Origin of the sequence: Streptomyces sp. NPDC019890, from assembly GCF_044903445.1 — a bacterium.
Taxonomy (GTDB): Bacteria; Actinomycetota; Actinomycetes; order Streptomycetales; family Streptomycetaceae; genus Streptomyces.
This window is the reverse complement of record NZ_JBJDQK010000003.1, coordinates 531,170-554,903: the sequence shown is the minus strand read 5'-3', so window position 1 is coordinate 554,903 and position 23,734 is coordinate 531,170. Positions and strand designations below refer to the sequence as shown.

General features: G+C 68.8%; 23 protein-coding genes and 1 riboswitch. Of the genes, 8 read left to right on the top strand and 15 right to left on the bottom strand.

The genetic code is table 11. The features are described from left to right. Positions 1–10 precede the first annotated feature (10 nt). The 8 genes from ACI2LP_RS10885 to ACI2LP_RS10850 all read right to left on the bottom strand — a co-directional run bounded on the left by ACI2LP_RS10885 (position 11) and on the right by ACI2LP_RS10850 (position 8,143). Positions 11–1,024, bottom strand: coding sequence for a ribonucleotide-diphosphate reductase subunit beta (locus ACI2LP_RS10885; protein ID WP_404724181.1), 1,014 nt, complete (start codon positions 1,022–1,024; stop codon positions 11–13). Continuing rightward, the gene (locus ACI2LP_RS10880; RefSeq protein WP_404724180.1) at positions 1,024–3,402 is read right to left on the bottom strand and encodes a ribonucleoside-diphosphate reductase subunit alpha; all 2,379 of its coding nucleotides are present in this window, start codon (positions 3,400–3,402) and stop codon (positions 1,024–1,026) included. The genes ACI2LP_RS10885 and ACI2LP_RS10880 overlap by 1 nt, the downstream gene beginning before the upstream one ends. 142 nt (positions 3,403–3,544) lie before the next feature. Further along, a riboswitch (cobalamin riboswitch) is annotated at positions 3,545–3,712 on the bottom strand. 10 nt (positions 3,713–3,722) lie between these two features. Further along, on the bottom strand, positions 3,723–4,223 hold the full coding sequence (locus ACI2LP_RS10875) for a GNAT family N-acetyltransferase (RefSeq protein WP_404724179.1): 501 nt from the start codon (positions 4,221–4,223) through the stop codon (positions 3,723–3,725). A gap of 19 nt (positions 4,224–4,242) precedes the next feature. Then, on the bottom strand, positions 4,243–4,911 hold the full coding sequence (locus ACI2LP_RS10870; protein WP_404724178.1) for a hypothetical protein: 669 nt from the start codon (positions 4,909–4,911) through the stop codon (positions 4,243–4,245). A 103-nt stretch (positions 4,912–5,014) separates the two neighbouring features. Continuing rightward, a complete protein-coding gene (gene mctP, locus ACI2LP_RS10865; protein ID WP_404724177.1) occupies positions 5,015–6,643 on the bottom strand; it encodes a monocarboxylate uptake permease MctP in 1,629 nt (542 codons plus the stop codon). Next, entirely contained in the window at positions 6,640–6,894 is a 255-nt protein-coding gene (locus ACI2LP_RS10860) for a DUF3311 domain-containing protein (protein WP_360873407.1), read from the bottom strand. The genes mctP and ACI2LP_RS10860 overlap by 4 nt, the downstream gene beginning before the upstream one ends. A gap of 123 nt (positions 6,895–7,017) precedes the next feature. Beyond that, positions 7,018–7,218, bottom strand: a complete 201-nt coding sequence (locus ACI2LP_RS10855; protein WP_404724444.1) for a CstA-like transporter-associated (seleno)protein — start codon at positions 7,216–7,218, stop codon at positions 7,018–7,020. Between the two features lie 160 nt (positions 7,219–7,378). Next, the gene (locus ACI2LP_RS10850) at positions 7,379–8,143 is read right to left on the bottom strand and encodes a GntR family transcriptional regulator (RefSeq protein ID WP_404724176.1); all 765 of its coding nucleotides are present in this window, start codon (positions 8,141–8,143) and stop codon (positions 7,379–7,381) included. A gap of 280 nt (positions 8,144–8,423) precedes the next feature. Between ACI2LP_RS10850 and ACI2LP_RS10845 the strand changes: the two genes are divergently transcribed. The 6 genes from ACI2LP_RS10845 (at position 8,424) to ACI2LP_RS10820 (ending at position 16,279) form a co-directional block, all read left to right on the top strand. Next, entirely contained in the window at positions 8,424–9,704 is a 1,281-nt protein-coding gene (locus tag ACI2LP_RS10845) for an extracellular solute-binding protein (RefSeq protein WP_404724175.1), read from the top strand. A 149-nt stretch (positions 9,705–9,853) separates the two neighbouring features. Beyond that, positions 9,854–10,849 carry a carbohydrate ABC transporter permease gene (locus ACI2LP_RS10840; RefSeq protein ID WP_404724174.1) on the top strand — a complete coding sequence of 332 codons (996 nt, stop codon included), beginning with the start codon at positions 9,854–9,856 and terminating at the stop codon, positions 10,847–10,849. A 23-nt stretch (positions 10,850–10,872) separates the two neighbouring features. Further along, positions 10,873–11,730: a carbohydrate ABC transporter permease gene (locus tag ACI2LP_RS10835; protein WP_404724443.1), complete on the top strand. Its 858-nt coding sequence runs from the start codon at positions 10,873–10,875 to the stop codon at positions 11,728–11,730. 9 nt (positions 11,731–11,739) lie between these two features. Then, positions 11,740–13,281 carry a glycoside hydrolase family 3 protein gene (locus ACI2LP_RS10830; RefSeq protein WP_404724173.1) on the top strand — a complete coding sequence of 514 codons (1,542 nt, stop codon included), beginning with the start codon at positions 11,740–11,742 and terminating at the stop codon, positions 13,279–13,281. 45 nt (positions 13,282–13,326) lie between these two features. Beyond that, positions 13,327–14,373 (top strand): SIS domain-containing protein, encoded by a 1,047-nt coding sequence (locus tag ACI2LP_RS10825; RefSeq protein ID WP_404724172.1) that lies wholly within the window; start codon positions 13,327–13,329, stop codon positions 14,371–14,373. A 433-nt stretch (positions 14,374–14,806) separates the two neighbouring features. Further along, positions 14,807–16,279: a sensor histidine kinase gene (locus ACI2LP_RS10820; RefSeq protein WP_404724442.1), complete on the top strand. Its 1,473-nt coding sequence runs from the start codon at positions 14,807–14,809 to the stop codon at positions 16,277–16,279. 164 nt (positions 16,280–16,443) lie between these two features. Here the strand turns inward: ACI2LP_RS10820 and ACI2LP_RS10815 are convergent, their stop codons facing one another. Together ACI2LP_RS10815 and ACI2LP_RS10810 are read right to left on the bottom strand one after the other, a co-directional pair. Continuing rightward, positions 16,444–16,701 (bottom strand): WhiB family transcriptional regulator, encoded by a 258-nt coding sequence (locus tag ACI2LP_RS10815; RefSeq protein WP_003953983.1) that lies wholly within the window; start codon positions 16,699–16,701, stop codon positions 16,444–16,446. A 318-nt stretch (positions 16,702–17,019) separates the two neighbouring features. Then, positions 17,020–17,988, bottom strand: coding sequence for a diacylglycerol/lipid kinase family protein (locus ACI2LP_RS10810; protein WP_404724171.1), 969 nt, complete (start codon positions 17,986–17,988; stop codon positions 17,020–17,022). Between the two features lie 133 nt (positions 17,989–18,121). Between ACI2LP_RS10810 and ACI2LP_RS10805 the strand changes: the two genes are divergently transcribed. Continuing rightward, on the top strand, positions 18,122–18,487 hold the full coding sequence (locus ACI2LP_RS10805) for a hypothetical protein (RefSeq protein WP_404724441.1): 366 nt from the start codon (positions 18,122–18,124) through the stop codon (positions 18,485–18,487). A gap of 100 nt (positions 18,488–18,587) precedes the next feature. On the opposite strand, the gene ACI2LP_RS10800 is transcribed toward ACI2LP_RS10805, so the two are convergent. From ACI2LP_RS10800 to ACI2LP_RS10790, 3 genes are all read right to left on the bottom strand, one after another. Further along, complete coding sequence (locus ACI2LP_RS10800) at positions 18,588–19,526, bottom strand: RNA polymerase sigma factor SigF (RefSeq protein WP_404724170.1); 939 nt, start codon at positions 19,524–19,526, stop codon at positions 18,588–18,590. Next, the gene (locus ACI2LP_RS10795) at positions 19,523–19,936 is read right to left on the bottom strand and encodes an anti-sigma regulatory factor (protein WP_018845530.1); all 414 of its coding nucleotides are present in this window, start codon (positions 19,934–19,936) and stop codon (positions 19,523–19,525) included. Before ACI2LP_RS10795 ends, ACI2LP_RS10800 begins: the two co-directional genes overlap by 4 nt. Positions 19,937–20,177: 241 nt before the next feature. Next, the gene (locus tag ACI2LP_RS10790) at positions 20,178–20,438 is read right to left on the bottom strand and encodes a UBP-type zinc finger domain-containing protein (protein ID WP_404724169.1); all 261 of its coding nucleotides are present in this window, start codon (positions 20,436–20,438) and stop codon (positions 20,178–20,180) included. A gap of 57 nt (positions 20,439–20,495) precedes the next feature. On the opposite strand from ACI2LP_RS10790, the gene ACI2LP_RS10785 reads away from it, so the two are divergent. After that, entirely contained in the window at positions 20,496–22,091 is a 1,596-nt protein-coding gene (locus ACI2LP_RS10785) for a Na+/H+ antiporter (RefSeq protein ID WP_404724168.1), read from the top strand. Here ACI2LP_RS10785 and ACI2LP_RS10780 read toward each other — a convergent pair. Next, positions 22,073–23,047, bottom strand: coding sequence for a 1-aminocyclopropane-1-carboxylate deaminase/D-cysteine desulfhydrase (locus ACI2LP_RS10780; RefSeq protein ID WP_404724167.1), 975 nt, complete (start codon positions 23,045–23,047; stop codon positions 22,073–22,075). The two genes, ACI2LP_RS10785 and ACI2LP_RS10780, sit on opposite strands and share 19 nt — an antisense overlap. A gap of 22 nt (positions 23,048–23,069) precedes the next feature. Then, the gene (locus ACI2LP_RS10775; protein ID WP_404724166.1) at positions 23,070–23,660 is read right to left on the bottom strand and encodes an N-acetylmuramoyl-L-alanine amidase; all 591 of its coding nucleotides are present in this window, start codon (positions 23,658–23,660) and stop codon (positions 23,070–23,072) included. Positions 23,661–23,734 lie beyond the last annotated feature (74 nt).

The window sequence follows — 23,734 nt, the reverse complement described above, 5'->3', positions numbered from 1 at the left end:
GCCAGGGCGTCTAGAAGTCGTCGTCGAAGCCGACCGAGCCCTCGACCGCCACCTGGTAGGCGGACGGACGGCGCTCGAAGAAGTTCGTCAGCTCCTGGACGCCCTGCAGCTCCATGAAGGAGAACGGATTCTCCGAGCCGTACACCGGGGCGAAGCCCAGACGGGTCAGCCGCTGGTCGGCGACGCACTGCAGATACTCGCGCATCGACTCGGTGTTCATGCCCGGCAGACCCTCGCCGCACAGATCGCGGCCGAACTGCAGCTCCGCCTCGACAGCCTCCTTCAGCATGTCGGTGACCTGCTGCTGGAGCTGGTCGTCGAAGAGCTCCGGCTCCTCCTTGCGGACCGTGTCCACGACCTCGAAGGCGAAGTTCATATGCATGGTCTCGTCGCGGAACACCCAGTTGGTGCCGGTGGCCAGGCCGTGCAGCAGACCGCGGGAGCGGAACCAGTAGACGTACGCGAACGCGCCGTAGAAGAACAGCCCCTCGATGCAGGCCGCGAAGCAGATCAGGTTCAGCAGGAAGCGACGGCGGTCGGCCTTCGACTCCAGCCGGTCGATCTTCTCGACCGAGTCCATCCACTTGAAGCAGAACTGGGCCTTCTCGCGGATGGAGGGGATCTCCTCGACCGCGTCGAAGGCGGCCGCGCGGTCGTCCGGGTCCGGCAGATAGGTGTCGAGCAGCGTCAGATAGAACTGGACGTGCACCGCCTCCTCGAAGAGCTGACGGCTCAGGTAGAGCCGCGCCTCCGGGGAGTTGATGTGCTTGTAGAGGGTGAGCACCAGGTTGTTGGAGACGATCGAGTCGCCCGTCGCGAAGAACGCGACCAGCCGGCCGATCATGTGCTGCTCGCCGGGCGTGAGCTTGGCGAGGTCGGCCACGTCGGAGTGGAGATCGACCTCCTCCACGGTCCAGGTGTTCTTGATCGCGTCGCGGTAGCGCTCGTAGAAGTCCGGGTAGCGCATCGGGCGGAGAGTCAGCTCGAAGCCGGGGTCCAGAAGGTTCTTTTCGGTCGAGCTCATTACTGGCAGGCCTCGCAGGACTCGGGGTTTTCCAGGGAGCAGGCGACCGCGTCGGGGTCGGTGGCCTGCACCGGGATGGGGGCGGCGGCCGCCGAGGTGCCGGAAGCCGCGCGGGCGATCCGCGTCGCGGGACGGGAGCGCAGGTAGTACGTCGTCTTCAGGCCCTGCTTCCAGGCGTACGCGTACATCGAGCTGAGCTTCCCGATGGTCGGCGTCTCCAGGAACAGGTTCAGCGACTGCGACTGGTCCAGGAAGGGGGTGCGGGCGGCGGCCATGTCGATCAGGCCGCGCTGCGGGATCTCCCACGCTGTGCGGTACAGCGCGCGGACGTCGGCCGGGATCCAGTTGAAGGCCTGCACCGAGCCGCTGGAGTCGCGCAGCGCCTCCCGGGTCTGCGCGTCCCACACGCCGAGCTTCTTCAGCTCCTCGACCAGATAGGCGTTGACCTGGAGGAACTCACCGCTCAGCGTCTCGCGCTTGAAGAGGTTGGAGACCTGCGGCTCGATGCACTCGTACACGCCCGCGATCGAGGCGATGGTGGCAGTCGGTGCGATGGCGAGCAGGAGGGAGTTGCGCATGCCGCTCTTCGCCACCCGCGCGCGCAGGGCGTCCCAGCGCTCCGGCCAGTTGAGCTCGACGTCGTAGTGGTCGGGGTGGAGTACGCCGCGGGCCGCGCGGGTCTCGGACCAGGCGGGCAGCGGGCCGTTGCGCTCGGCGAGCTCGCAGGACGACTCGTACGCCGCGAGCATGATCCGCTCGGCGATCTTCGTGGAGAGCGCCTTCGCCTCGGGTGAGTCGAAGGGGAGGCGGAGCTTGAAGAAGACGTCCTGGAGGCCCATCGCGCCCAGGCCCACCGGCCGCCACCTGGCGTTGGAGCGCCCGGCCTGCTCGGTCGGGTAGAAGTTGATGTCGACGACCCGGTCGAGGAAGGTCACGGCGGTACGGACCGTCTCGTCGAGGCGCTCCCAGTCGATGCCGTCGCCCGCGACGAACGAACCCAGGTTGACCGAGCCGAGGTTGCAGACGGCCGTCTCGCCGTCGTCGGTGACCTCAAGAATCTCGGTGCACAGGTTCGACGAGTGGACGACCCGGCCGGGCTCGGCGGTCTGGTTGGCCGTGCGGTTGGAGGCGTCCTTGAAGGTCATCCAGCCGTTGCCGGTCTGGGCGAGGGTGCGCATCATGCGGCCGTACAGCTCGCGCGCCGGGATGGCCTTGCGGGCCAGGCCGTCGGCCTCCGCCTTGCGGTACGCGGCGTCGAACTCGTCGCCCCACAGGTCGACAAGCTCCGGCACGTCGGCGGGCGAGAACAGCGACCAGTCGGCGTCGGCCTCGACGCGGCGCATGAACTCGTCGGGGATCCAGTGCGCGAGGTTGAGGTTGTGCGTACGCCGCGCGTCCTCACCGGTGTTGTCGCGGAGCTCCAGGAACTCCTCGATGTCCGCGTGCCAGGTCTCCAGGTAGATCGCGGCGGCGCCCTTGCGGCGGCCGCCCTGGTTCACGGCGGCGACCGAGGCGTCCAGCGTCTTCAGGAACGGCACGATGCCGTTGGAGTGGCCGTTGGTGCCGCGGATCAGAGAACCGCGGGCGCGGATACGGGAGTACGAGAGGCCGATGCCACCGGCGTGCTTGGACAGGCGTGCGACCTGGTGGTAGCGGTTGTAGATCGAGTCGAGCTCGTCCAGCGGCGAGTCCAGCAGATAGCAGGAGGACATCTGCGGGTGACGGGTGCCGGAGTTGAAGAGGGTGGGGGAGGAGGGCAGGTAGTCGAGCCGGCTCATCAGCCGGTACAGCGCGGCGACTTCGTCCAGGGCGCGGGTGGAGGTGTCCTCGGCGAGGCCGGCGGCGACGCGCAGCATGAAGTGCTGCGGGGTCTCGATCACCTGACGGGTGATCGGGTGCCGGAGCAGATAGCGGCTGTAGAGGGTGCGCAGTCCGAAGTAGCCGAAGCGGTCGTCGGCGTCCTGGTCGATCAGCGCGTCAAGACGAGCGGCGTGCAGCGTCACGAACTCGGCGGTGCGGTCGGCGATCAGGCCCTCGCGGTGGCCGACCGCGACGGATGCCGAGAAACAGACCGCGCCCTGTCCGGCGGCCTCGTCCGCGATGTGACGGGTCAGCAGGCGGGCGGCGAGGCGGGAGTAGGCCGGGTCCTCGGAGATCAGCCCCGCGGCGGCGTCGGTGGCGAGGCTCCGCAACTCGGCCGCGTCCGACCGGGCGTTGCGGCCGCGCAGCGCGGCGGCGGCGACGCGTCCCGGGTCGGTGTCCGGCAGATCCGCGGTGAGATCGGTCAGGGTCCGCAGAAGCGCGGTCCCGGGGCCGTCGGTCTCTTCGGCAGCCTGCTCTGCGATGCCTGAAGCCGGATCGGCTGGCGCGATGGTCACGTGGTGCTCTCCCTCGCTCGGCTCTGGGCCGACGGGGGAGGGGGCGGGCCGCGGAGGCGTACGTACCCGGAAACGGGCAGCACACCGCACGGCGTCCACCGACCCAACCGCGAGGCCCGGACGTCTCGGCACCCGGTTCGGTCGAGCCGGATGCACCGTCGGCAGGTCTTCGGACTGGTGGGGTGCGACAAAGCACACCACAGCACACCGTTGCGGGACAGTTCCGGATTCGCACCGGATTCCCCTGCGGCGACAGCGAGCATGAGCATACATGTGGGGGCGGGGAGTTGCCGCACCCACCACATGTTGTGTCGGGGCGGCTACAGCTCCAACGCGTACGTCAGTAGGGTGATCCCGGCAATGGGCCCCCAGTCCCGCTCGGGTGTTCGGACGAAGCCCATCCGCTCGTAGATCCGGTGGGCCGCGAGCATGCTGCGCTGCGTGGACAACACGAGCCGCCTGCACCCCTCGACACCGCGGGCGCGCTCGACGCACGCCCGTACAAGGGCCTCGCCGGCACCCCGTCCACGGGCATGCTCGGCGACGGCGAGCATCCGGAACTCGGCCTCGTCGTCCTGGGCGACATCGGCCCACGCCCCGCCGCCCGAGACAAAGGTCACGCCACCGAGCAGGCGGCCGCGACCGTCGACGGCGACAAGCACCTCGGCCTCGGCGGCCCGCCGCGCCACATCCCGCAGCACCTGCAGATACGAGTCGTCCTCGCCGAAGTCCAGCAGCCCGTCGCCCAGATAGGCCTGGGCGGTGATCTCGCCCAGTTCGGTGTACTCCTTCGGCCGCACTGCCCTGACGGTGATGTCCATGGGCGCAGTGTGGACCGGATCAGCCGCTCACGCCCACCTCATTGTTGGGGGCGCCGTCGCCGGCCGGGGGCAGGTCGCCGCGTTCGACGGGCGTCTGTCCGCCGATGTCCTCGGCCTGGGGCAGGACCTCGTCCAGCTCACGGTCGTCGGCGAGATGGGCCGCCTCGGCGGCCTTGCGCAGCACGTCGCGCCCCACCCGGCGGCCGGCGCTGATCTGGATCCGCAGACCGTTCTCCGTACGGACGTACTCATGGCCGCTGTCCGAAGTGCGGTACCAGCCCTTGCCGTCCTTCGCGCAGGCTGCGCCGGAGGGGCCGTCCGCGCCCGTGGCCGAACCCATGGGGATTGCGGCGCAGTTCGCGTCGTCCACCGTGCCCCGGTCGACGGCGAGGGTGATCCGGCCGCCGGTCTTGGAGACGTACGTGGCCGAGAAGCCGTCGCCGCCGATGACACCCACGGACTGCCGGGCCAGCTCGAAGCCGTCGGACCGGGTCACATACACATGCTCGGGCAGGGTCTGCAGCGCGCGGGCGCGCGCCTCGAGCGCGGAGTGCTCGGGCACGGGGCCGCTGGTGCTTCCCGTACCGTCGCCGCCCCGTGAGCCGCTGCCGCCCGCCACCTCCGAACCACAGCCGGCCAGGGCGAGGGGCAGCAGCAGAAGCAGCGACAAGCGCGAACCACGTCTCATACGCACATTCTTTCGCAGGTACGGCGAGGGCCGTCGCGCTTTCCCGTGGAAGCGCGACGGCCCTCGACCGGTGCGGCGGCCCGGTGGCCGACTTGGTGACGGCTCAGTGCGCCGCCGTGCCCGCCGTGGCCGGCGGCAGTTCCACCTGGACGCCCGGGTCACCCGCGTCCGCCGTGAAGTCCGACGGGGACGTCTCGTCCACACCCTCCGGCGCCTTCGCCGCCCGCAGCACGAACGTCAGGACCACCGTCACCGCCATGTTCAGCACGAACGCGGTGAGGCCGATGTAGCCGATCTCCCCGATGCCCGGGATCTCCGCCGAGGATCCGCCGAAGTGCTTCTGGGTCGGGCTTGCGACTCCGTACGCCGCCGCCGTGCCGTAGGTCATGCCGACCGCCCAGCCCGCCAGCAGCGCCCAGCGGTGGAACCAGCGGGTGAACAGGCCGCCCACCAGGGAGGGGAAGGTCTGCAGGATCCAGATCCCGCCCAGGAGCTGGAAGTTGATCGCCACGGTCTTGTCCATCGTCAGGACGAAGACCAGCGCGCCCACCTTCACCAGGAGCGACACCAGCTTGGAGACCTTGGTCTCCTGCGCCGGCGTGGCGTCGGGCTTGATGAAGTCCTTGTAGATGTTGCGCGTGAACAGATTCGCCGCCGCGATCGACATGATCGCCGCCGGAACCAGCGCGCCGATGCCGATTGCCGCGAAGGCGACACCCGCGAACCAGTCCGGGAACATGTTCTCGAACAGCTGCGGGATCGCCAGCTGGCCGTTCTGCACCTTCACACCCGCCGCGATCGCCATGAAGCCGAGCAGTGCCAGCAGCCCCAGCATCAGCGAGTACAGCGGCAGGATCGTCGTGTTGCGCCGGATGACCTCACGGCTGCGCGACGAGAGCGTCGCCGTGATCGAGTGCGGATACATGAAGAGCGCGAGCGCCGACCCGAGCGCGAGCGTTGCGTAACCCCACTGGCCCGCCTCGCCCGGCGCCAGAGCGCCACGTGGCTTCTCGGTCACCGGGTTGATCTGCGCGAACGCATCCCCCGCCTTGGTGAAGATGTCGTCGAAGCCGCCCAGCTTGATCGGGATGTAGATGATCGCCACCGCGATGACGATGTAGATCAGGGTGTCCTTGACGAACGCGATCAGCGCCGGTGCCCGCAGACCGGAGGAGTACGTGTACGCCGCCAGCACACCGAAGGCGATCAGCAACGGCAGGTCCTTCACGAACCAGTTCGTGGTCTCGCCGCCGCCGACGCCCATCACGTCGAGCACCGCCTGGATGCCGACCAGCTGGAGTGCGATGTACGGCATCGTCGCGAGGATTCCGGTGACCGCGACCGCCAGCGACAGGCCCTTCGAGCCCCACCGCCCGCGGACGAAGTCCGAGGTGGTGACGTAACCGTGCTTGTGCGACACCGACCACAGCCGCGGCAGGAAGGTGAAGATCAGCGGATAGACGAGAATGGTGTACGGCACGGCGAAGAAGCCCGCCGCGCCCGCCGTGTAGATCGCCGCAGGCACGGCCACGAAGGTGTACGCCGTGTACAGGTCGCCGCCGAGCAGGAACCACGTGACCCAGGTGCCGAACGACCGGCCGCCGAGGCCCCATTCGTCGAGGCTGTCGGACTCGGCCCGGCGCCAGCGCGCGGCCAGGAAGCCCATGACCGTGACGGCCAGGAAGAAGAAGATGAAGACGGCGAGCGCGACGCCGTTCACGCCGTCCTTCACTTCGACGCACCCCCCTTGTGGGCGCGCTGGTCGCGCTGCCACAGCTTGTAGGCGACCATGGTGAGCGCGGTGGAGATCAGCACCCAGAGCATCTGGTACCAGTAGAAGAACGGAATGCCGATGAACTTCGGTTCGATCTTCGCGTAGGAGCCGACCCAGAGCATCGCCACAAAGGGCGCGAAGAGGCAGAGGGCGACGACCACGCGCACCGGCGTGATCAAGGCTCGTTTCTCATCGGTCACTTCGGACATACAGCGACTCCGTCCCCTCACCTGTCACCAGTTGTAATGGGCATGAAATCTAAGCGAGGGTTTCGCGTACCGTCACCCCTCGTCCGTATATCGGTCCGGCAACGAAACGGCGGTAACCCCTCGTCAGCAGCAGTGGAACCCGCCGGGCCGGTCCGACTCCTGGCGGTCCGTCCGCATCCGCTCGAATTCCCGCCGGGACGGCACGGACACCGCCGGATCGTGTGAACGCGTATGCGCGACATATCTGTCGTAGGCCGACTCGTCCAGCAGTTCGCGTACGTACCAGCGCACCGTGCCAACGGCCCGCCGCAGCCCGCTGGGCACGGCGGGGACGGTCCACCCTGTCGCGCCGATCTGCGCGAGAAGTGTCCGGATGGCGATGGTTCGTGGGTATGCAGAGCGCACCGGAGGTCCTCCCGTCGCATGCGATGACGGGAGGACCGTAGAGCAGGAAGGCGCCCCGCGCTACTCCATGCGCACCGGATCAGTCCTTCGGGCGCTGAAGCCTCGCCACGAACTTGTACCGGTCGCCGCGGTACACCGAGCGCACCCACTCCACCGGTTCGCCCTGTGCGTCCAGTGAGTGGCGCGAGAGCATCAGCATCGGCAGGCCCACGTCCGTACCCAGCAGACCCGCCTCGCGCGGGGTGGCCAGCGAGGTCTCGATCGTCTCCTCGGCCTCGGCCAGATGGACGTCGTACACCTCCGCCAGCGCGGTGTAGAGCGAGGTGTACTTGACCAGCGACCGCCGCAGCGCCGGGAAGCGCTTCGCCGACAGATGCGTCGTCTCGATGGCCATCGGCTCGCCGCTCGCGAGCCGCAGCCGCTCGATCCGCAGCACCCGCCCGCCCGTCGAGATGTCGAGCAGCCCGGCCAGCGTGTCGTCGGCCGTGACGTACCCGATGTCGAGCAGCTGCGAGGTGGGCTCCAGGCCCTGGGCCTTCATGTCCTCGGTGTACGAGGTGAGCTGCAGGGCCTGCGAGACCTTGGGCTTGGCCACGAACGTGCCCTTGCCCTGGATGCGCTCGAGGCGGCCCTCGACGACCAGCTCCTGGAGCGCCTGCCGCACCGTGGTGCGCGAGGTGTCGAACTCCGCGGCGAGCGTGCGCTCCGGCGGCACCGGCGTGCCCGGGGGCAGTGTCTCGGTCATATCGAGCAAGTGGCGCTTGAGCCGGTAGTACTTGGGCACGCGTGCGGTACGGGTCTGTGCCCCGCCTTCGTTGTCCGTGCTGCCCCCGTCCGTGGTCATGGCCCGCCTTCCCGACTCCTGTGCTGCCGTCACCGGCTCCTCCGTCTGTTGCGGCTCACATGGTGGCACGCTCCGGTCACGGGTCGTTGCCCTCCCTCAGGTGTCGGTCCGATAACGGACCCGACTGCCCTTCTTATACACCCTTGACACCCCTAAAGGTCTAGGCCAAGCTCCCGGTACTGGTCTAAACCATTAAAGGCCAGGTCCCAGCCCCACGAGTAGTACTCGTCGTATGTCTTTGCGGTGGGCAGGGGTTGCAGGCATCCCTGAGGAGGGTGGCGTGAAGCGCAAGCTCATCGCGGCGATAGGCGTCGCGGGCATGATGATCGGCCTTGCGGCCTGTGGTGATTCGGACAAGGGCGGGGACAAGGCCGGCGGCGACGCCAAGGAACTGACCGTCTGGCTCACCGTCGACGCCCAGAACAACTGGCCCGAACTGGTGAAGGCGGCCGACGACGCGGTCGTCAAGAAGCACCCCGGCATCAAGATCAAGCACGAGTACTACGGCTGGCCCGACAAGAACACCAAGCTTGACGCCGTGCTCGCCACCGACAAGGCGCCGGACGTTGTCGAGATGGGCAACACCGAGATGCTCGGCTACATGGTGAAGGGCGCCTTCGCCGAGGTCGACCCGAAGAAGTTCGAGCAGTCGGACGCATGGCTGGACGGCCTCAAGGAGTCCACCCAGTACGAGGGCAAGACCTACGGTGTCCCCTACTACGCCGGTGGTCGCGTGGGCACCTGGCGCAAGGACATCGCCGCCGAGGTCGACGTCAAGGCCGCCCCCAAGACGTACGCCGAACTCACCGCCGCCCTGGACAAGATCCAGAAGAAGAAGGGCGACAAGTTCAGCGCCTGGTATCAGCCTTCGCCGGACTGGTACGCCGCGATGTCCTTCGTCTACGACGCCGGTGGCTCCATCGCCAAGAAGGACGGCGACAAGTGGAAGGCCAACCTCTCCTCGCCCGAGTCCCTCAAGGGCCTCAATGAGTACAAGTCGATCCTCGACAAGTACATGCACGGCGACAAGACCAAGGACGAGGCCGACCGTCCGGTCGTCTTCGGCCAGGGCAAGTCCGCGACGATCTTCAGCGCGGCCTGGGAGGGTGGCACCGCCGCCGACCCGAAGAACGACAAGGTCGGCAAACTCGCCGACAAGCTCGAGAACTTCGTGATGCCCGGCCCGTCCGGCAAGCCGCTGCCCGTCTTCCTCGGCGGCTCCGACCTCGCCGTCCCGGTCAAGTCCAAGGCGCAGGACGTCGCGGCCGAGTGGATCAACGCCTTCACCGGCGCCCAGGGGCAGAAGGGGCTGCTCGCCAAGGGCAACCTGCCCAACAACAAGACGGACCTGGCGACCCTGAAGAACGACCCGAAGACGGTGGTTCCGGCCACCGCCGCCGAGTCCAACTGGTTCGTGCCGATGGCGCCGGGCTGGGGTCAGGTCGAGAAGGCGCAGACCCTCAAGACCATGCTGCAGGAGATCGGCACCGGCAAGAAGTCGGTCGAGGAGGCCGCGAAGGCCGCGGACGCCGCGATCGACAAGGTCATCAACACCAAGTGACCTGTGGGCAGGGCCCCGTCGCATCGACGGGGCCCTGGGGGTGTCTTGTGGATCAGGCCGGATCAGCGGGCCAGGGCACGCGAGCCCGGCAAGATCCACAAGACACCCCCAGAGGCCGTACCGGGAGAGGGACCGCTGAGGAGCACGGGATGAGTGCCGCAGAGACAACCACCGCCAAGGTGCCGCCCACGCGGCAATCACCGCCAGCGAGAAACGCGGCGGCGCCCCCTCCAGGGCCGGGCAGGAAACCGACAGCGGGCGGTGCCGGGGTGCCCTGGCTGCTGCTCGCGCCCTGCCTGCTCATCCTGCTGCTGGTTCTCGGCTATCCGCTGGTGCGGCTGGTCACGCTCTCCTTCCAGAAGTTCGGACAGCCGCAGCTGTGGGGCTTCAAGGACCCGGAGTCGGTCGGCTTCGGCAACTTCTCCGCGATCCTCGGGGACAGTGAGTTCTGGACCGTCGTCGTGCGGACCGCGGTCTTCGCGGTCAGCGCCGTGGTCCTGACGATGGTCATCGGCATGCTGATCGCCCTGCTGCTCCAGCAGGTCTCCGGCTGGGTCAAGACGCTGATCAACATCGCGCTGGTGGCGAGCTGGGGCATGCCCATCATCGTGGCCACCGCCATCTTCAAGTGGCTCTTCGACGCGGACTACGGCGTACTCAACTGGCTGCTGTCCAGGCTTCCCGGCGTCGACATGGTCGGCCACAACTGGTTCGCCAGCGGACCCCAGGGCCTTGCCGTGATCATCCTGCTGGTCGTCTGGGGCGCCGTGCCCTTCGTCGTCATCACGCTGAGCGCCGGACTCACGCAGGTGCCCAAGGAGCTGGAGGAGGCGGCCCGCCTCGACGGCGCCGGCGCCTGGGGTGTCTTCCGCTTCGTCACCCTGCCGATCCTCAAGCCCATCATCGTCATGCTGACGACGCTGTCGGTGATCTGGGACATGGGTGTCTTCCCGCAGGTCTTCGTGATGCGCAACGGCCACCCCGAGGCCGAGTTCCAGCTTCTGACGACGTACTCGTACGACAAGGCGTTCGTCGTCAACGACTACGGCACAGGCTCGGCCATCGCCCTCGTCACCGTGATTCTGCTGCTCGGTGTGGTCGCGGTCTATATGCGCCAGATGCTCAAGATCGGAGAAGTCGAGTGAGCGCAGTGAACGCACGAAGCGGCGTGACCTCGACCAGCGCGGCTCCCGCCGCCCCCCGCCGCCCCAGCACGAGCAAGCTCGGCTGGAATCTGCTCGGCCTCCTCGTCTTCGTCACCGCGGGCTTCCCGGTCTACTGGATGCTGAACACGGCGTTCAAGCCGGCCAAGGACGCCATCGACCCCAACCCGCACTTCTTCCCCAACGTCTTCACGACGGAGAACTTCCGGCGGGCCCTGGACATCGCCGACTTCTGGGGCCCGGTCGGGCGCAGCCTCATCGTGTCGCTGGTCGTGGTCGTCATCGGTATCGCCGTCGGCATGCTGGCCGCGCTCGCCATCTCCCGGTTCGCCTTCCGCGGCCGCAAGATCGTGATCGTGGGCATTCTCGCGGTCCAGATGATCCCGCTGGTCGCCATGATCATCCCGGTCTTTCTGCTGCTCAACGACCTCGGTCAGTACGACAGGCTCACCGGCCTGATCATCACGTATCTGACCTTCATCCTCCCCTTCACGGTGTGGACGCTGCGCGGATTCATCGTCAACATCCCCAGAGAGCTGGAGGAGGCGGCGATGGTCGACGGCTGCACCCGCACCGGCGCCTTCGTCCGGGTGGTCTTCCCACTGCTCGCCCCGGGCATGGTCGCCACCTCGGTCTACGGCTTCATCCAGGCGTGGAACGAGTATCTGTACGCGCTGATGCTGATGAGCCAGCAGAACCAGACAGCGACCGTATGGCTCGGCAACTTCACCACCAAGAACGGCACCGAGTACGCCCCCATGATGGCCGGCGCCACGATGATGGCCGTCCCCATCGTGATCCTCTTCCTCCTCGTCCAGCGCAAGATGGCCGCAGGTCTGACGGCCGGCGCAGTGAAGGGATAACGCCGACTCATGACGACTCTCGTACGTGGATCCTCGGACACCCTGACCCGCGACGCCCTCGCCGTCCTCCAGCCCGGCTTCGTCGGTACGACCGCACCGGACTGGCTGCTGCGCCGGATCGGCGAAGGACTCTCCGCCGTCGGCCTGTTCGGTCGCAATATCGTTTCACCGGGTCAACTGGCAGCTCTCACCGCACAGTTGAGGACCGAGCGGGACGATCTGCTGGTCGCGATCGACGAGGAGAGCGGGGACGTCACCCGCCTGGAGGTACGCACCGGATCCTCCTTCCCGGGCAACTATGCGCTGGGCACGGTGGACGACACGGAACTCACCCGGGCCGTCGCCCGTGAGCTCGGCCGCAGGCTCGCCGCATGCGGAGTCGATCTCAACTGGGCGCCGGCCGCCGACATCAACTCCAACCCCGACAACCCGGTCATCGGTGTGCGGTCCTTCGGCGCGGACACCGCGCTCGCCGCCCGGCACACCGTCGCCTACGTCGAAGGTCTGCAGGCCGCCGGAGTCGCCGCATGTACCAAGCACTTCCCGGGACATGGGGACACCAATGTGGACTCGCATCATGCGCTGCCCCGGATCGATGTGGAACTCGACACACTGCACGCCCGTGAGCTGGTGCCTTTCCGCGCGGCGATCGCGGCGGGTTCCAAAGCGGTGATGAGCGCGCATATCCTGCTTCCCGCGCTCGATCCGGACCGCCCGGCGACGCTGAGCCCGCAGATCCTCACCGGTCTGCTGCGCGAAGAGCTCGGCTACGAAGGCCTGATCGTCACCGACGGCATGGAGATGCAGGCCATCTCGTCGACGTACGGCATCGAGCACGGCTCCGTCCTCGCGATCGCCGCGGGAGCCGACGCGATTTGCGTCGGCGGCGGCCTGGCCGACGAGGAGACCGTACTGCGACTGCGCGATGCGCTGGTCGCGGCGGTACGGGACGGCGAACTGCCCGAGGAGCGGCTGGCCGACGCGGCGGCGCGGGTACGCGCCCTCGCCGACTGGACGCGACGGGCCAGGGGGGCCGCAGCGGAGCCGGGCGTGGCTTCACAGGCGGGGACTGCGCCCGGCTCTGACATAGGGTTGGTGGCGGCGCGGCGGGCGGTACGGGTGACGGTGGGACCGCAGCCGTACGAGCCGCTGACGAGCGCGCCTCACGTCGCAGCCTTCACTTCCGTCGCCAACATCGCGGTGGGGGACGAGACTCCGTGGGGTGTGGGGGCGGAGCTGGCGGCCCTGCTGCCGGGCACGACCACGGACACGTATGAGGCCTCGGTCGATAATTCCTCTTTGTTGGCACATGTGCTGGGTGTTGCGGGGGACCGTAGGATCGTCGCTGTAGTGCGCGACGTTCACCGTCACCCCTGGATGGCGGACGCTCTGGACGCCCTGCTCGCGGCCCGTCCCGACACGGTCGTGGTCGAGATGGGTGTGGATCGGGCGGATCCGAGGGGTGCCCTGCACATCGCGACCCATGGCGCCGCCCGCGTCTGCGGACGGGCCGCCGCGGAGGTCATCACCGGCAAGGGTGCCGGGGCCTGACCGACGCGGACCGTGCACGAGGAACGCCACATGGAGGCACCCCGCATGTCCGAACAGCCGGGCCGGATCATGGCTGGTGAGATGGCAGAACAGCCGACGGTGCTGCGGCGCATTCTGGAGGAGGGAGCGCCGAGGATCCGCGAGGTGGCGACGGCGATCGCGGCGCGCCGGCCGCGGTTCGTGCTGCTGACGGCGCGCGGCACGTCCGACAACGCCGCGCTCTACGCGAAGTATCTGCTGGAGATCCAGCTGGGTCTGCCGTGCGGGCTGACCTCCATGTCCACGACGACGGCGTACGGCGCGCGGCCCGACCTGACGGATGTCCTGGTCATCTCGGTCAGCCAGTCCGGCGGCTCACCCGACCTGGTGGCCTCCACCAAGGCGGCGCGGGACGCGGGTGCGATCACGGTGGCGGTCACGAACAACCCGGACTCGCCGCTGGCGGCGGTCTCGGAATTCCACGTCGACGTCCTGGCCGGCCCGGAGAAGGCGCTTCCGGCGACGAAGACGTACACCGCGTCGCTGCTGGCGCTCTATCTGCTGGTGGAGGGGTTGCGGGGCGGTGACGGCGCGGCGGCGAAGGCGCTGCCCGACCTCGCGTCCCAGGTGCTGTCCCGGCAGGACGAGGTACGGCACTTGGCGTCGCGCTACCGCTTCGCCGAGCGGATGGTGATCACGTCGCGGGGTTACGGCTACCCCACGGCGAAGGAAGCCGCGCTGAAGCTGATGGAGACGAGCTACATCCCCGCCCTGTCGTACTCGGGCGCGGACCTGCTGCACGGCCCGCTGGCGATGGTGGACAACATCTCCCCGGTGATCGCGGTGGTCACGGACGGCAAGGGCGGCGAGGCGCTCCAACCGGTCCTCGACCGCCTCCGCGGCCGCGGCGCTGACCTGGTGGTGGTGGGCCCGCGCCCGCAGGTGGAGGCGGCGTCGGCTGGCTTTGTCCTGCCGACGGAGGGAGTCCCGGAGGAACTCCAGCCGATCCTGGAGATCCTGCCGCTGCAGCGACTGGCGTACGAGGTGACGATTGCGCGGGGACAGGACCCGGATGCGCCGAGGGCGCTGGCCAAGGTGACGGAAACGCACTGACCTGCGGGGGCTCCGCCGCCCCCTGGGCCCGGAACGCCCTGCGGGCGTCGTCCTCAATCGCCGGACGGGCTTACTTTGTGCGGCCGAGCCGCACAAACGCACCCGCCCCTTACGCCCGCAAAAACACCCGCGGGCCGCGGCGCCTGACGGGACCCTCAACCCGTCCGGCACCGCAGCCCGGAGTTGCTACGGCCGGCAGGTGTGCGGTTCCCGCGCGGCCGTGAGGGAGGACTCGACGCAGTCAGGGCAGAGAGCGTCGGGTACCTCGGTCCACCCTCCTGTGCGGGGAGGGCGGAGGCTTCATATGCTCATTCTGGACTAGACCATTCTCGGATGTCCATCCATCTACAGAGCATAGTTGCGGGCCCATCCTCCACCACGGGCGCCCGACCCACCAGGTTTACCCCCAGGTACGCTCGCAGATGTGCCCTCCATGAACGACCTCGTACGCCAGCACACAGCCCTCAGCGAATCAGACCTCGAGTGGCTCCATCTGCTGGTCTCGGAGTGGCAGCTGCTCTCCGACCTCTCCTTCGCCGACCTTGTCCTGTGGGTCCCCACCCGTGACGGCACGCGGTATGTCTCCGTGGCCCAGATGCGGCCCAACACCGGCCCCACCTCCTATCAGGACGACATGGTCGGCCATCTCGTTCCCCGCGGCCGGCGCCCGCTGCTCGACGCCGCGCTCGACGAGGGGCGGATCGTGCGCGAGGGCGACCCTGAGTGGCGCGAGGAGGTCCCGGTACGGGTCGAGTCCATTCCCGTACGACGCGAGGGCCGCGTTCTCGGTGTCATCGCCCGCAACACGAATCTGCTGACCGTGCGGACCCCGTCCCGGCTGGAGCTCACCTATCTCCAGTCCGCCTCCGACCTCGCCCAGATGATCGCCGCAGGATCGTTCCCCTTCCCCGGCCAGCAGGTCGACATGGACGCCTCGCCGCGCGTCGGCGACGGGCTGATCCGGCTCGACGCGGATGGCGTCGTCCAGTACGCGAGCCCCAACGGCCTCTCCGCCTACCACCGCCTCGGCCTCGCCTCCGACCTCGTCGGACAGCACCTCGGCCAGACCACCGCCGAACTCGCCCCCTCCCGCGGCCCGGTCGACGAGGCGCTGGTCAAACTGGCCAGCGGCTACGCGCCCCGCGAGACCGAGGTCGAGGGCAACGGCGGCGTCATCCAGCTGCGCGCCATCCCGCTCAAGCCCAAGGGCACCCGGATCGGCTCTCTCGTACTCCTGCGCGATGTCACCGAACTGCGCCGTCGCGAGCGCGAGTTGATCACCAAGGACGCGACCATCCGGGAGATCCATCACCGGGTGAAGAACAACCTCCAGACGGTCGCCGCCCTGCTGCGGCTGCAGGCCCGCCGGATGGATTCGGCACAGGGCCGCGAGGCGCTCAACGAGGCGGTACGGCGCGTCGGTTCGATCGCGATCGTCCACGAGACCCTCTCCCAGAACCTGGACGAGCGCGTCGAGTTCGACGAGATCGCCGACCGGGTGATCGCGATGGTGTCGGAGATCTCACCGGGCAAGGTCGACTGCCGCCGTACGGGCCGCTTCGGGATTCTCGACGCCGAGGTCGCGACGCCGCTCGCGATGGTCCTGACCGAGGTGCTGCAGAACGCGCTGGAACACGCCTTCCCGCAGGGGGAGCACGGCTCGGTCGAGGTCTCGGCCGTACGCGGCGACCAGCGCGCGGACAGCCGGCTGCTGATCACGGTCCAGGACAACGGCTGCGGGCTGCCCGAGGGCTTCGACGCGCAGCGGGCCGGCAACCTGGGGCTGCAGATCGTACGCACCCTGGTGGAGGGGGAGTTGGGCGGCACCTTCGACATGGTCCGGGTGCCGGAGCCGGGCCGTGGCACGCGGGTGGTGCTCGACATCCCCGTCCAGGGCACGAAGTAGTTCAAGGCACGAAGTAACGGGAAAGCGATGAGCCCCGGACCGTGGTGAACGGTCCGGGGCTCGAAGCTCACGTTGCGATGCGCATCGGGGGTACTGCGCGCTGCGGCTCGGGGGCGGTGAGTGCGTACTCGCTGTACGCGCCGCCAGAGCTCAGGCTTGGGGCATCAGGCGCTGGCGTTACGCGCCCGGTTGCGAGCGGCACGGCGCTTCATAGCGCGGCGCTCGTCCTCGCTGAGGCCACCCCAGACGCCGGAGTCCTGGCCGGACTCGAGCGCCCACTGCAGGCACTGCTCCATGACGGGGCAGCGACGGCAGACGGCCTTGGCTTCCTCGATCTGCAGCAGCGCAGGACCGGTGTTGCCGATGGGGAAGAACAGCTCGGGGTCTTCCTCACGACAAACGGCGTTGTGACGCCAGTCCATGGCTGCTACCTCTCCTTGGTATTACATGCAGGTTGCTTGTGAATGTGAACGCTTTCACGAATCCCTCCGTAACGGAAGGGCCGACTGCCAGTTGCACTGGCGTGGTCCTGAGGTTTTGGGAGGGGTTCTGGCGGTCTGTGGGGCCGATGTTGCGGGCCGTCCCGATCGCCATGTAGAGATTCGCAAACCTCGGCGGCGGATACAACCCCTTCCGGAAACTTTTTTTTGATTCCTCGGTGTCGACTAGGTCACAGCCGTACTTCTATGGGGTGGAGCCCAGTCCGTACGTTCGAGATAAAGGCCTTCCGGCCCTTCTACTCACACAATCACACGCAGTGCACGGCGTACGCCTGTGAACGTCACGCTGGTACGGAGCCCGAGGTGGTCACCGTCCATCTGGAACGGCAGTGGAACCTTTGAATTCAAGGTGAAGTCCGTCTGGTCATGCAGAGTGACGGCGTGCTTGCCGCGCGGGCCGCGCTCGGGGGTGGAAGTGAGCAGCTGGGTCGCGTAACGGGCCACGGCCGGGGTCGAGAGTCTGTCCAGCGCGAGCACGTCGAGTGCCGTGTCGAAGGAGGCGTCCGGGGACGCGTACACCGGGCGGTTGCCCAGGTAGGTCCAGGGGGCTGTGTTGCAGATTATGGACAGCACGAGATCGCTGATCGGCTCCTGGTCGGGGCGCTCCAGGGTGATGGTGCCGTGCCGGCGGCGGGGCTCGTCCAGGAACTGGCGGGCCACCTGCCGTAGGTAAAGGGCGTGCGTGGACCGCTTGCCTCTCTCCCGCTGCTGCTCGACCCGGCCGATGACACCCGCGTCGAAGCCGAACCCGGCGCAGAAGGTGAACCAGCGGTCCGGCGTCGCCTCGTCCTCCGAGCCGGGGGTTCCGGCGGCGAGGCCGAGGCCGATCGTCCGCTCGGTGCGGTCGCGCAGGGCGTCCAGGATCGCGCCGGTCGCCTCGACGGCGTCGTTCGGCAGACCGAGGGCGCGGGCGAAGACGTTTGTGGAGCCGCCGGGGACGACGGCGAGACGGGGGAGGCGCTCGGGGTCGGGGCCGTGGTGGAGCAGGCCGTTGACGACCTCGTTCACGGTGCCGTCGCCGCCGAGGGCCACAACGAGCTCTATGTCGTCGGACTCGGCGGCCCGGCGGCCGAGGTCGCGGGCGTGCCCGCGGTACTCCGTGGTGACGGCTTCGAGCTTCATCTCGCTGGCCAGGGCGTGGATGAGTACGTCACGGGTGCGGGCACTGGTGGTGGTTGCTGCCGGATTGACCACAAGAAGTGCGCGCATGCCCAGCAGCGTACCCAGTGGGTGATACCTGACCCAGCCCAGGGCTTGGCCCGACGGCTACCCTGCTGGGGTGAGCACTGACCAAACCCCTGACCAGACCCCCCGCCCTGCCCGTATTGCCGTCGCGGCGGCGATGTCCGGTCTGGAAGGCCTGGCACTGGTCGCGGGTGGCGTCTACATGCTTGTGATGGGGCTGCTCGGACGGCCGGACAGTTCGTCGCAGGCGGAGATGGGCGGGGTCACGCTGATCGCGCTCGGCGTGATTCCGCTGATCGCGGCGCGGGGGCTGCTGAGGCGGCGCAGCTGGAGCCGAGGCCCGGCGATCATCACGCATCTGATGGCGCTGATCCCGGCGTGGACGCTGCTGCGGGCTTCGGGGGCGCTGATCCCCGTGGGGATCGTGCTGGCGACAGTGGCGGTGACCGGGCTGGTGCTGCTGGTGAGCCCGACGACGACACAGGCGCTGGGCGTCCGGGGCGCCGGCGCGCGCGACGCGTAACGCTCAGGCCCTGTCCGGCAGATCTTGCCGGGTTCGCGTGCCCTGGCCGGGCTCCGGCGACGACCCGCGTCCCCGGCGGCACCGGGGACGCGGCGTTGTGTCACTCCTCCACCAGGAGCTTTTCGCGAAGTTGCGCCAGCGTGCGGGCCAGCAGGCGGGAGACGTGCATCTGCGAGATGCCCACCTCCTGCGCGATCTGGGACTGAGTCATGTTGCCGAAGAAGCGAAGGAGCAGAATCCGCTTCTCCCGGGGCGGAAGGTCCTCCAGCAGCGGCTTGAGGGACTCCCGGTACTCCACCCCCTCCAGCGCCTCGTCCTCCGCGCCCAGCGTGTCCGCCACCGCCGGGGACTCGTCGTCCGTGTCGGGGACGTCCAGGGACAGCGTCGAGTACGCGTTCGCGGACTCCAGGCCCTCCAGGACCTCCTCCTCCGAGATGCCCAGGCGGTGGGCCAGCTCGTGGACCGTGGGGGAGCGGCCGTGCTGCTGGGACAGTTCCGCCGTCGCCGTGGTCAGCGCGAGCCGCAGCTCCTGGAGGCGGCGGGGAACCCGTACCGCCCAGCCCTTGTCGCGGAAGTGGCGCTTGATCTCGCCCACCACCGTCGGCGTCGCGTACGTCGAGAACTCGACGCCGCGCTCCGGGTCGAACCGGTCCACCGACTTGATCAGGCCGATCGTCGCCACCTGCGTCAGATCGTCCAGCGGCTCGCCGCGGTTGCGGAAGCGCCGCGCGAGATGCTCCACCAGCGGCAGATGCATCCGCACCAGCTGGTTGCGCAGCTCCGCCCGCTCCGGCGAGCCGTCGGGCAGCTTGCGCAGCTCGATGAACATCACCCGCGCCCCGCTGCGGTCATGTGGATCGTGGTGCTGCTTCTCGTGCACGTGCTCGCTCATACGATCCGCCTGCTCTGCCTGCGCCTGCTCCGCCGCGGCCGTCTGGCCGTCAAGTCCGTCCACCTCCGGGTGCGGCCGGGCCTGCTGTTCCGGGATGCCCGTCACTGCGGGCGGCTCGTTCCGCACCGGACCGTCCCCGTTCCTCACGCCGGCCCGGGTCCCGCGCCGCGCTGTTTGTACAGGCTGATGGAGACCGTACGGTCATCGGCGACCGATGAGTCGACCTTGCCGGCCAGTGCCGAGAGCACCGTCCAGGCGAACGTGTCGCGCTCCGGCGCCCGGCCGTCGGTCGTCGGGGCCGAGACCGTCACCTCGAGCGAGTCGTCGACGAGCCGGAACACGCAGCTGAGGACGGAGCCGGGGACGGCCTGCTGCAGCAGGATCGCGCACGCCTCGTCGACCGCGATCCGCAGATCCTCGATCTCGTCGAGGGTGAAGTCCAAGCGCGCTGCGAGACCGGCCGTGGCCGTACGCAGCACGGACAGGTAGGCACCCGCAGCGGGCAGCCGGACTTCCACGAAGTCCTGAGTCCCGGGCTCGCCTGCGATCTGGGACACCCTCACCTCCAAGGTGGCACAAGCTCAATCGGGGCTACGGGAGGGTGATCCCGAAGCCGTCGCTACGTACTCGATACGTAGCCGGTACTGGCCCGGCGACGCTATCGCGATCCATGGTGCCCTGTCGCCGGGACCCCAGTCGGTAGCTGTCACTCATGGTAAGCATATGAGTACGCACAGTGGCTAGAGGTCTGCGGCGTCCAATTGCGAGGAATCAGCGGAGGGTTGACGTACCCACGCGTCAGACGATCGAACCGTCCACGAAGCACCAGCGCCAGGCCATACCTGGCTCGAAGCTTCGCATCACCGGATGCCCCGTCTCCTTGAAGTGTGCGCTCGCGTGCTGGTGGGGCGACGAGTCGCAGCAGGCGACATGGCCGCAGAGCAGGCAGATCCGCAGTTGCACGGGATGACTGTCGCTCGCCACACACCCCGGGCAGCTCTCGCTCAGCGGGGACGGCTCGGGGTGGGGGAGTTCGGCTATGTGCGGACACTCGCTCATGATTGCCAGATTACGACGTTGGCGACGGACGTACGTACGGACGTGAGGGACGGCGACATGGACGCATTGCCACTGGTGGCGTTGATCGCGGCGAGCGCCGCGACCGCCGGCGCGGCCCGCAGAACCCCGGTCCCGGCGCCGTTGTTGCTCGTGACGGTGGGGCTGATCGGCGCGTATGTGCCAGGAGTGCCGGACTACACGCTCGATCCGGACATCGTGCTGCCGCTGGTGCTGCCGCCGCTGCTGTACAAGGCCGCGGTCGACAGCTCGTACCTCGATCTGCGCGCGAATCTGCGGCCCATCGCGCTGCTCTCGGTCGGCTACGTCCTCTTCGCGACCCTCGCGGTGGGTTACCTCGCCCACCTCCTCGTGCCCGATCTGCCGCTGACCGCCGCGCTGGTGCTCGGCGCGGTCGTCGCGCCACCGGACGCCGTCGCCGCGACCGCGATCGCCCGTCGTCTCGGGCTGCCGAACCGGATCACCACCATCCTGCAGGGCGAGTCCCTGGTGAACGACGCGACCGCGATCACCGCGTTCAAGGTGGCACTCGCCGCGGCCGTCGGCGAGGGCGCGAGCTGGGCCGGAGGCATCGAGGAGTTCGCGCTGGCGTCCATCGGCGGCGTCCTCGTCGGCCTGGTGCTGATGGTGCCGATCCACTGGCTGCGCAGCCACCTGAAGGAAGCACTGCTGCAGAACACGCTCTCGCTGCTGATCCCCTTCGTCGCCTACGCGGCCGCCGAGCAGGTCGGGGCGTCCGGCGTGCTCGCCGTGGTCGTCGTCGCGCTCTATCTCGGCCACCGGGCCTGGCAGGTCGACTTCGCGACCCGGCTGCAGGAGGGGGCGGTCTGGAAGATGGTCGCGTTCATCCTGGAGTCCTCAGTCTTCGCGCTGATCGGCCTGCAGTTGCCGTACGTGGTCAAGGGCCTGGGTGGGTACAGCGTCGGCGAGACGTTCTGGTACGCGGTCGGGGTCTTCGTGGCCGTCGTGGTGGTGCGGTTCGTCTGGGTCTTCCCGGCGACGTTCGTGCCGCGCCTGCTGTCCCGGCGGATCAGGGAACGCGAGCCGGAAACCAACTGGACCGCGCCGGTGATCGTGGGCTGGGCGGGGATGCGCGGGGTCGTCTCGCTGGCGATCGCCTTCTCCATCCCGATGGCGACGGCGCACGACCAGCCTTTCCCGGCGCGGAACCTGGTGCTGTTCCTGACCTTCACGACCGTGATCGGGACGCTGGTGGTGCAGGGGCTCACGCTGCCGCCGCTGATCCGGGCGCTGAAGCTGCCGGGGCGCGACGCGTACGCCGAGACGCTGGCCGAGGCACAGGCCCAGAGCGAGGCCTCACGGGCGGCGGAGCGGCGGCTGGACGAGTTGCTCGCGGACGAGCGCAACACGCTGCCGGAGCCGCTCGTGGACCGGCTGCGCACGGTCCTTGAGCGGCGGCGGAACGCGGTCTGGGAGCGGCTCGGGGCGGTGAACCCGGTGACCGGGGAGTCGCTGGACGACACCTACCGGCGTCTTGCGGGGGAGATGATCGAAGCCGAGCGTGAGGTCTTCGTACAGCAGCGGGACCAGCGGCGGATCGACGACGAGATGATGCGTACGCTGCTGCGCCGGCTGGATCTGGAGGAGGCGGCGGCCTACCGCGAGGATTCCTGACCGGTGATGAAGGATTCCTGACCGGTGATGACGGCGGCGAGCGTCGTTCCGGGCGGGAAGGTGCCTTCTTCGGTGAGGGCGAGGAGTCCGTACAGCATCTTGGCGACGTAGATCCGCTCGACGGGGAGATGGTGGCGGGCCTCGAAGTCGTCGGCGAAGGCGGTGAGTCCGGGGGTGGCACGGGCGTATCCGCCGAAGTGGAAGCGCTCGTCGAGCCACCAGGCGCCGGCGGGACCGCCGAAGGCCTCGCGCTGGAGGGCACGTATCTCGTCACCGAGGAAGCCGCCCTTGAGGACGGGAAAGCCGATGGCGCGCTGTCCGGGGGCCAGGCCCGCGGCCAGTCCCGCGAGGGTCCCACCGGTGCCGCAGGCGACGGCGACGACGTCCGCGAGGCCGCGCAGCTCGTGGCCGAGGGCGGCGCAGCCGCGGGCGGCGAGAGCGTTGCTGCCGCCCTCGGGTACGACGTAGATGTCCCCCTTCCTCTCCCTTCCCGAGCGCGCGGGTCCCGCGGAGAGTGCAGCCGTCGCCAGCGACAGGATGCGCCTGCGCACGTCCGGGGCGTCCTTGGCGCGGTAGGTCGCGCGGTCGACGAAGAGCAGGTGCATGCCGTCCGCCGCGCACCGGGACAGCGACCAGTTCAGGGGGCGGGTGGCCAGTTCGTCGCCGCGGACTATTCCTGTCGTCGGGAAGCCCAGGACGCGGCCCGCCGCGGCCGTGGCGCGGAGGTGGTTGGAGTAGGCACCGCCGAACGTCAGCAGGGGGCGGCCCGCCGCTGCCGCGAGGTTCGGGGAGAGTTTGCGCCACTTGTTGCCCGGGAGGTCCGGATGGATCAGGTCGTCGCGCTTGAGCAGCAGACGTATGCCGTGCCGGGCGAAGCGCTCGTCCTCGACCGCTTGCAGCGGCGACGGCAGTCGCGGCCGCAGGGCGGTGGTGGGGTCGAGCGCTTCCCTGGTCACGCATCCATTGTCACGTCCGATGTCACTTCAGACGCTCGTGGATGCGTTCGCGCATGGAGTCCATCGTGAAGCCCCGCGGATCGACCTTCCCCGGCTGCCATTCGAGGTGGCCGATCACCGAGCGCGCGTTCCAGCCGTGGTGGCGGCAGATCGCCGCGGCCGCGCGCTCGATCGCCTCCAGCTGTACCGCGGGCCACGGGTCCTTGCCGTCGCCGAGGTTCTCGCATTCGAAGCCGTAGAAATGACGGTTTCCGTCGGTGTTCGCCTCGTTGTCCGGGGGCAGCGCCTTCTCCGCGATGACGGCACGCAGTACGTCGTCGTCGCCGAGCCCCGCGTGGTTCGCGCGGCCGTAGCCGACGAGATGGACCGTGCCGTCCTTGGCGATGACCCCGTGGCACAGCGGCCCGGGCAGGGCCTCGTAGCCGTCACGGCAGATGTGGACGGTGTCGGCGGTGCCCTCGGTGACCGTGTGGTGGATCATCACGCCGTGTACGGGCCCCCAAGGGCCCTTGTGGTTGCGGTTGTGTGTGCGCCATTCGCCGACTTCGACGACTGTGAGGCCTTCGTCGCGAAGTGCGCCGAGGAAGCTGTTTGCGGACATGGGTGGGGACATGACCATCTCCTTGGGGATGCGAGGTGAACTGCGCGGAATGCGCGGTACTGCGCTTTTACCCCAACTCCCGTGGA

What these genes read in the sequence shown, in the direction of transcription:
- ACI2LP_RS10885 (WP_404724181.1), bottom strand. Translation starts at nt 1,024, where the DNA reads ATGAGCTCGACCGAAAAGAACCTTCTGGACCCCGGCTTCGAGCTGACT.
- ACI2LP_RS10875 (WP_404724179.1), bottom strand. Translation starts at nt 4,223, where the DNA reads ATGGACATCACCGTCAGGGCAGTGCGGCCGAAGGAGTACACCGAACTG.
- ACI2LP_RS10870 (WP_404724178.1), bottom strand. Translation starts at nt 4,911, where the DNA reads ATGAGACGTGGTTCGCGCTTGTCGCTGCTTCTGCTGCTGCCCCTCGCC.
- ACI2LP_RS10860 (WP_360873407.1), bottom strand. Translation starts at nt 6,894, where the DNA reads ATGTCCGAAGTGACCGATGAGAAACGAGCCTTGATCACGCCGGTGCGC.
- ACI2LP_RS10850 (WP_404724176.1), bottom strand. Translation starts at nt 8,143, where the DNA reads ATGACCACGGACGGGGGCAGCACGGACAACGAAGGCGGGGCACAGACC.
- ACI2LP_RS10840 (WP_404724174.1), top strand. Translation starts at nt 9,854, where the DNA reads ATGAGTGCCGCAGAGACAACCACCGCCAAGGTGCCGCCCACGCGGCAA.
- ACI2LP_RS10830 (WP_404724173.1), top strand. Translation starts at nt 11,740, where the DNA reads ATGACGACTCTCGTACGTGGATCCTCGGACACCCTGACCCGCGACGCC.
- ACI2LP_RS10825 (WP_404724172.1), top strand. Translation starts at nt 13,327, where the DNA reads ATGTCCGAACAGCCGGGCCGGATCATGGCTGGTGAGATGGCAGAACAG.
- ACI2LP_RS10820 (WP_404724442.1), top strand. Translation starts at nt 14,807, where the DNA reads ATGAACGACCTCGTACGCCAGCACACAGCCCTCAGCGAATCAGACCTC.
- ACI2LP_RS10815 (WP_003953983.1), bottom strand. Translation starts at nt 16,701, where the DNA reads ATGGACTGGCGTCACAACGCCGTTTGTCGTGAGGAAGACCCCGAGCTG.
- ACI2LP_RS10810 (WP_404724171.1), bottom strand. Translation starts at nt 17,988, where the DNA reads ATGCGCGCACTTCTTGTGGTCAATCCGGCAGCAACCACCACCAGTGCC.
- ACI2LP_RS10805 (WP_404724441.1), top strand. Translation starts at nt 18,122, where the DNA reads ATGTCCGGTCTGGAAGGCCTGGCACTGGTCGCGGGTGGCGTCTACATG.
- ACI2LP_RS10790 (WP_404724169.1), bottom strand. Translation starts at nt 20,438, where the DNA reads ATGAGCGAGTGTCCGCACATAGCCGAACTCCCCCACCCCGAGCCGTCC.
- ACI2LP_RS10785 (WP_404724168.1), top strand. Translation starts at nt 20,496, where the DNA reads ATGGACGCATTGCCACTGGTGGCGTTGATCGCGGCGAGCGCCGCGACC.
- ACI2LP_RS10775 (WP_404724166.1), bottom strand. Translation starts at nt 23,660, where the DNA reads ATGTCCCCACCCATGTCCGCAAACAGCTTCCTCGGCGCACTTCGCGAC.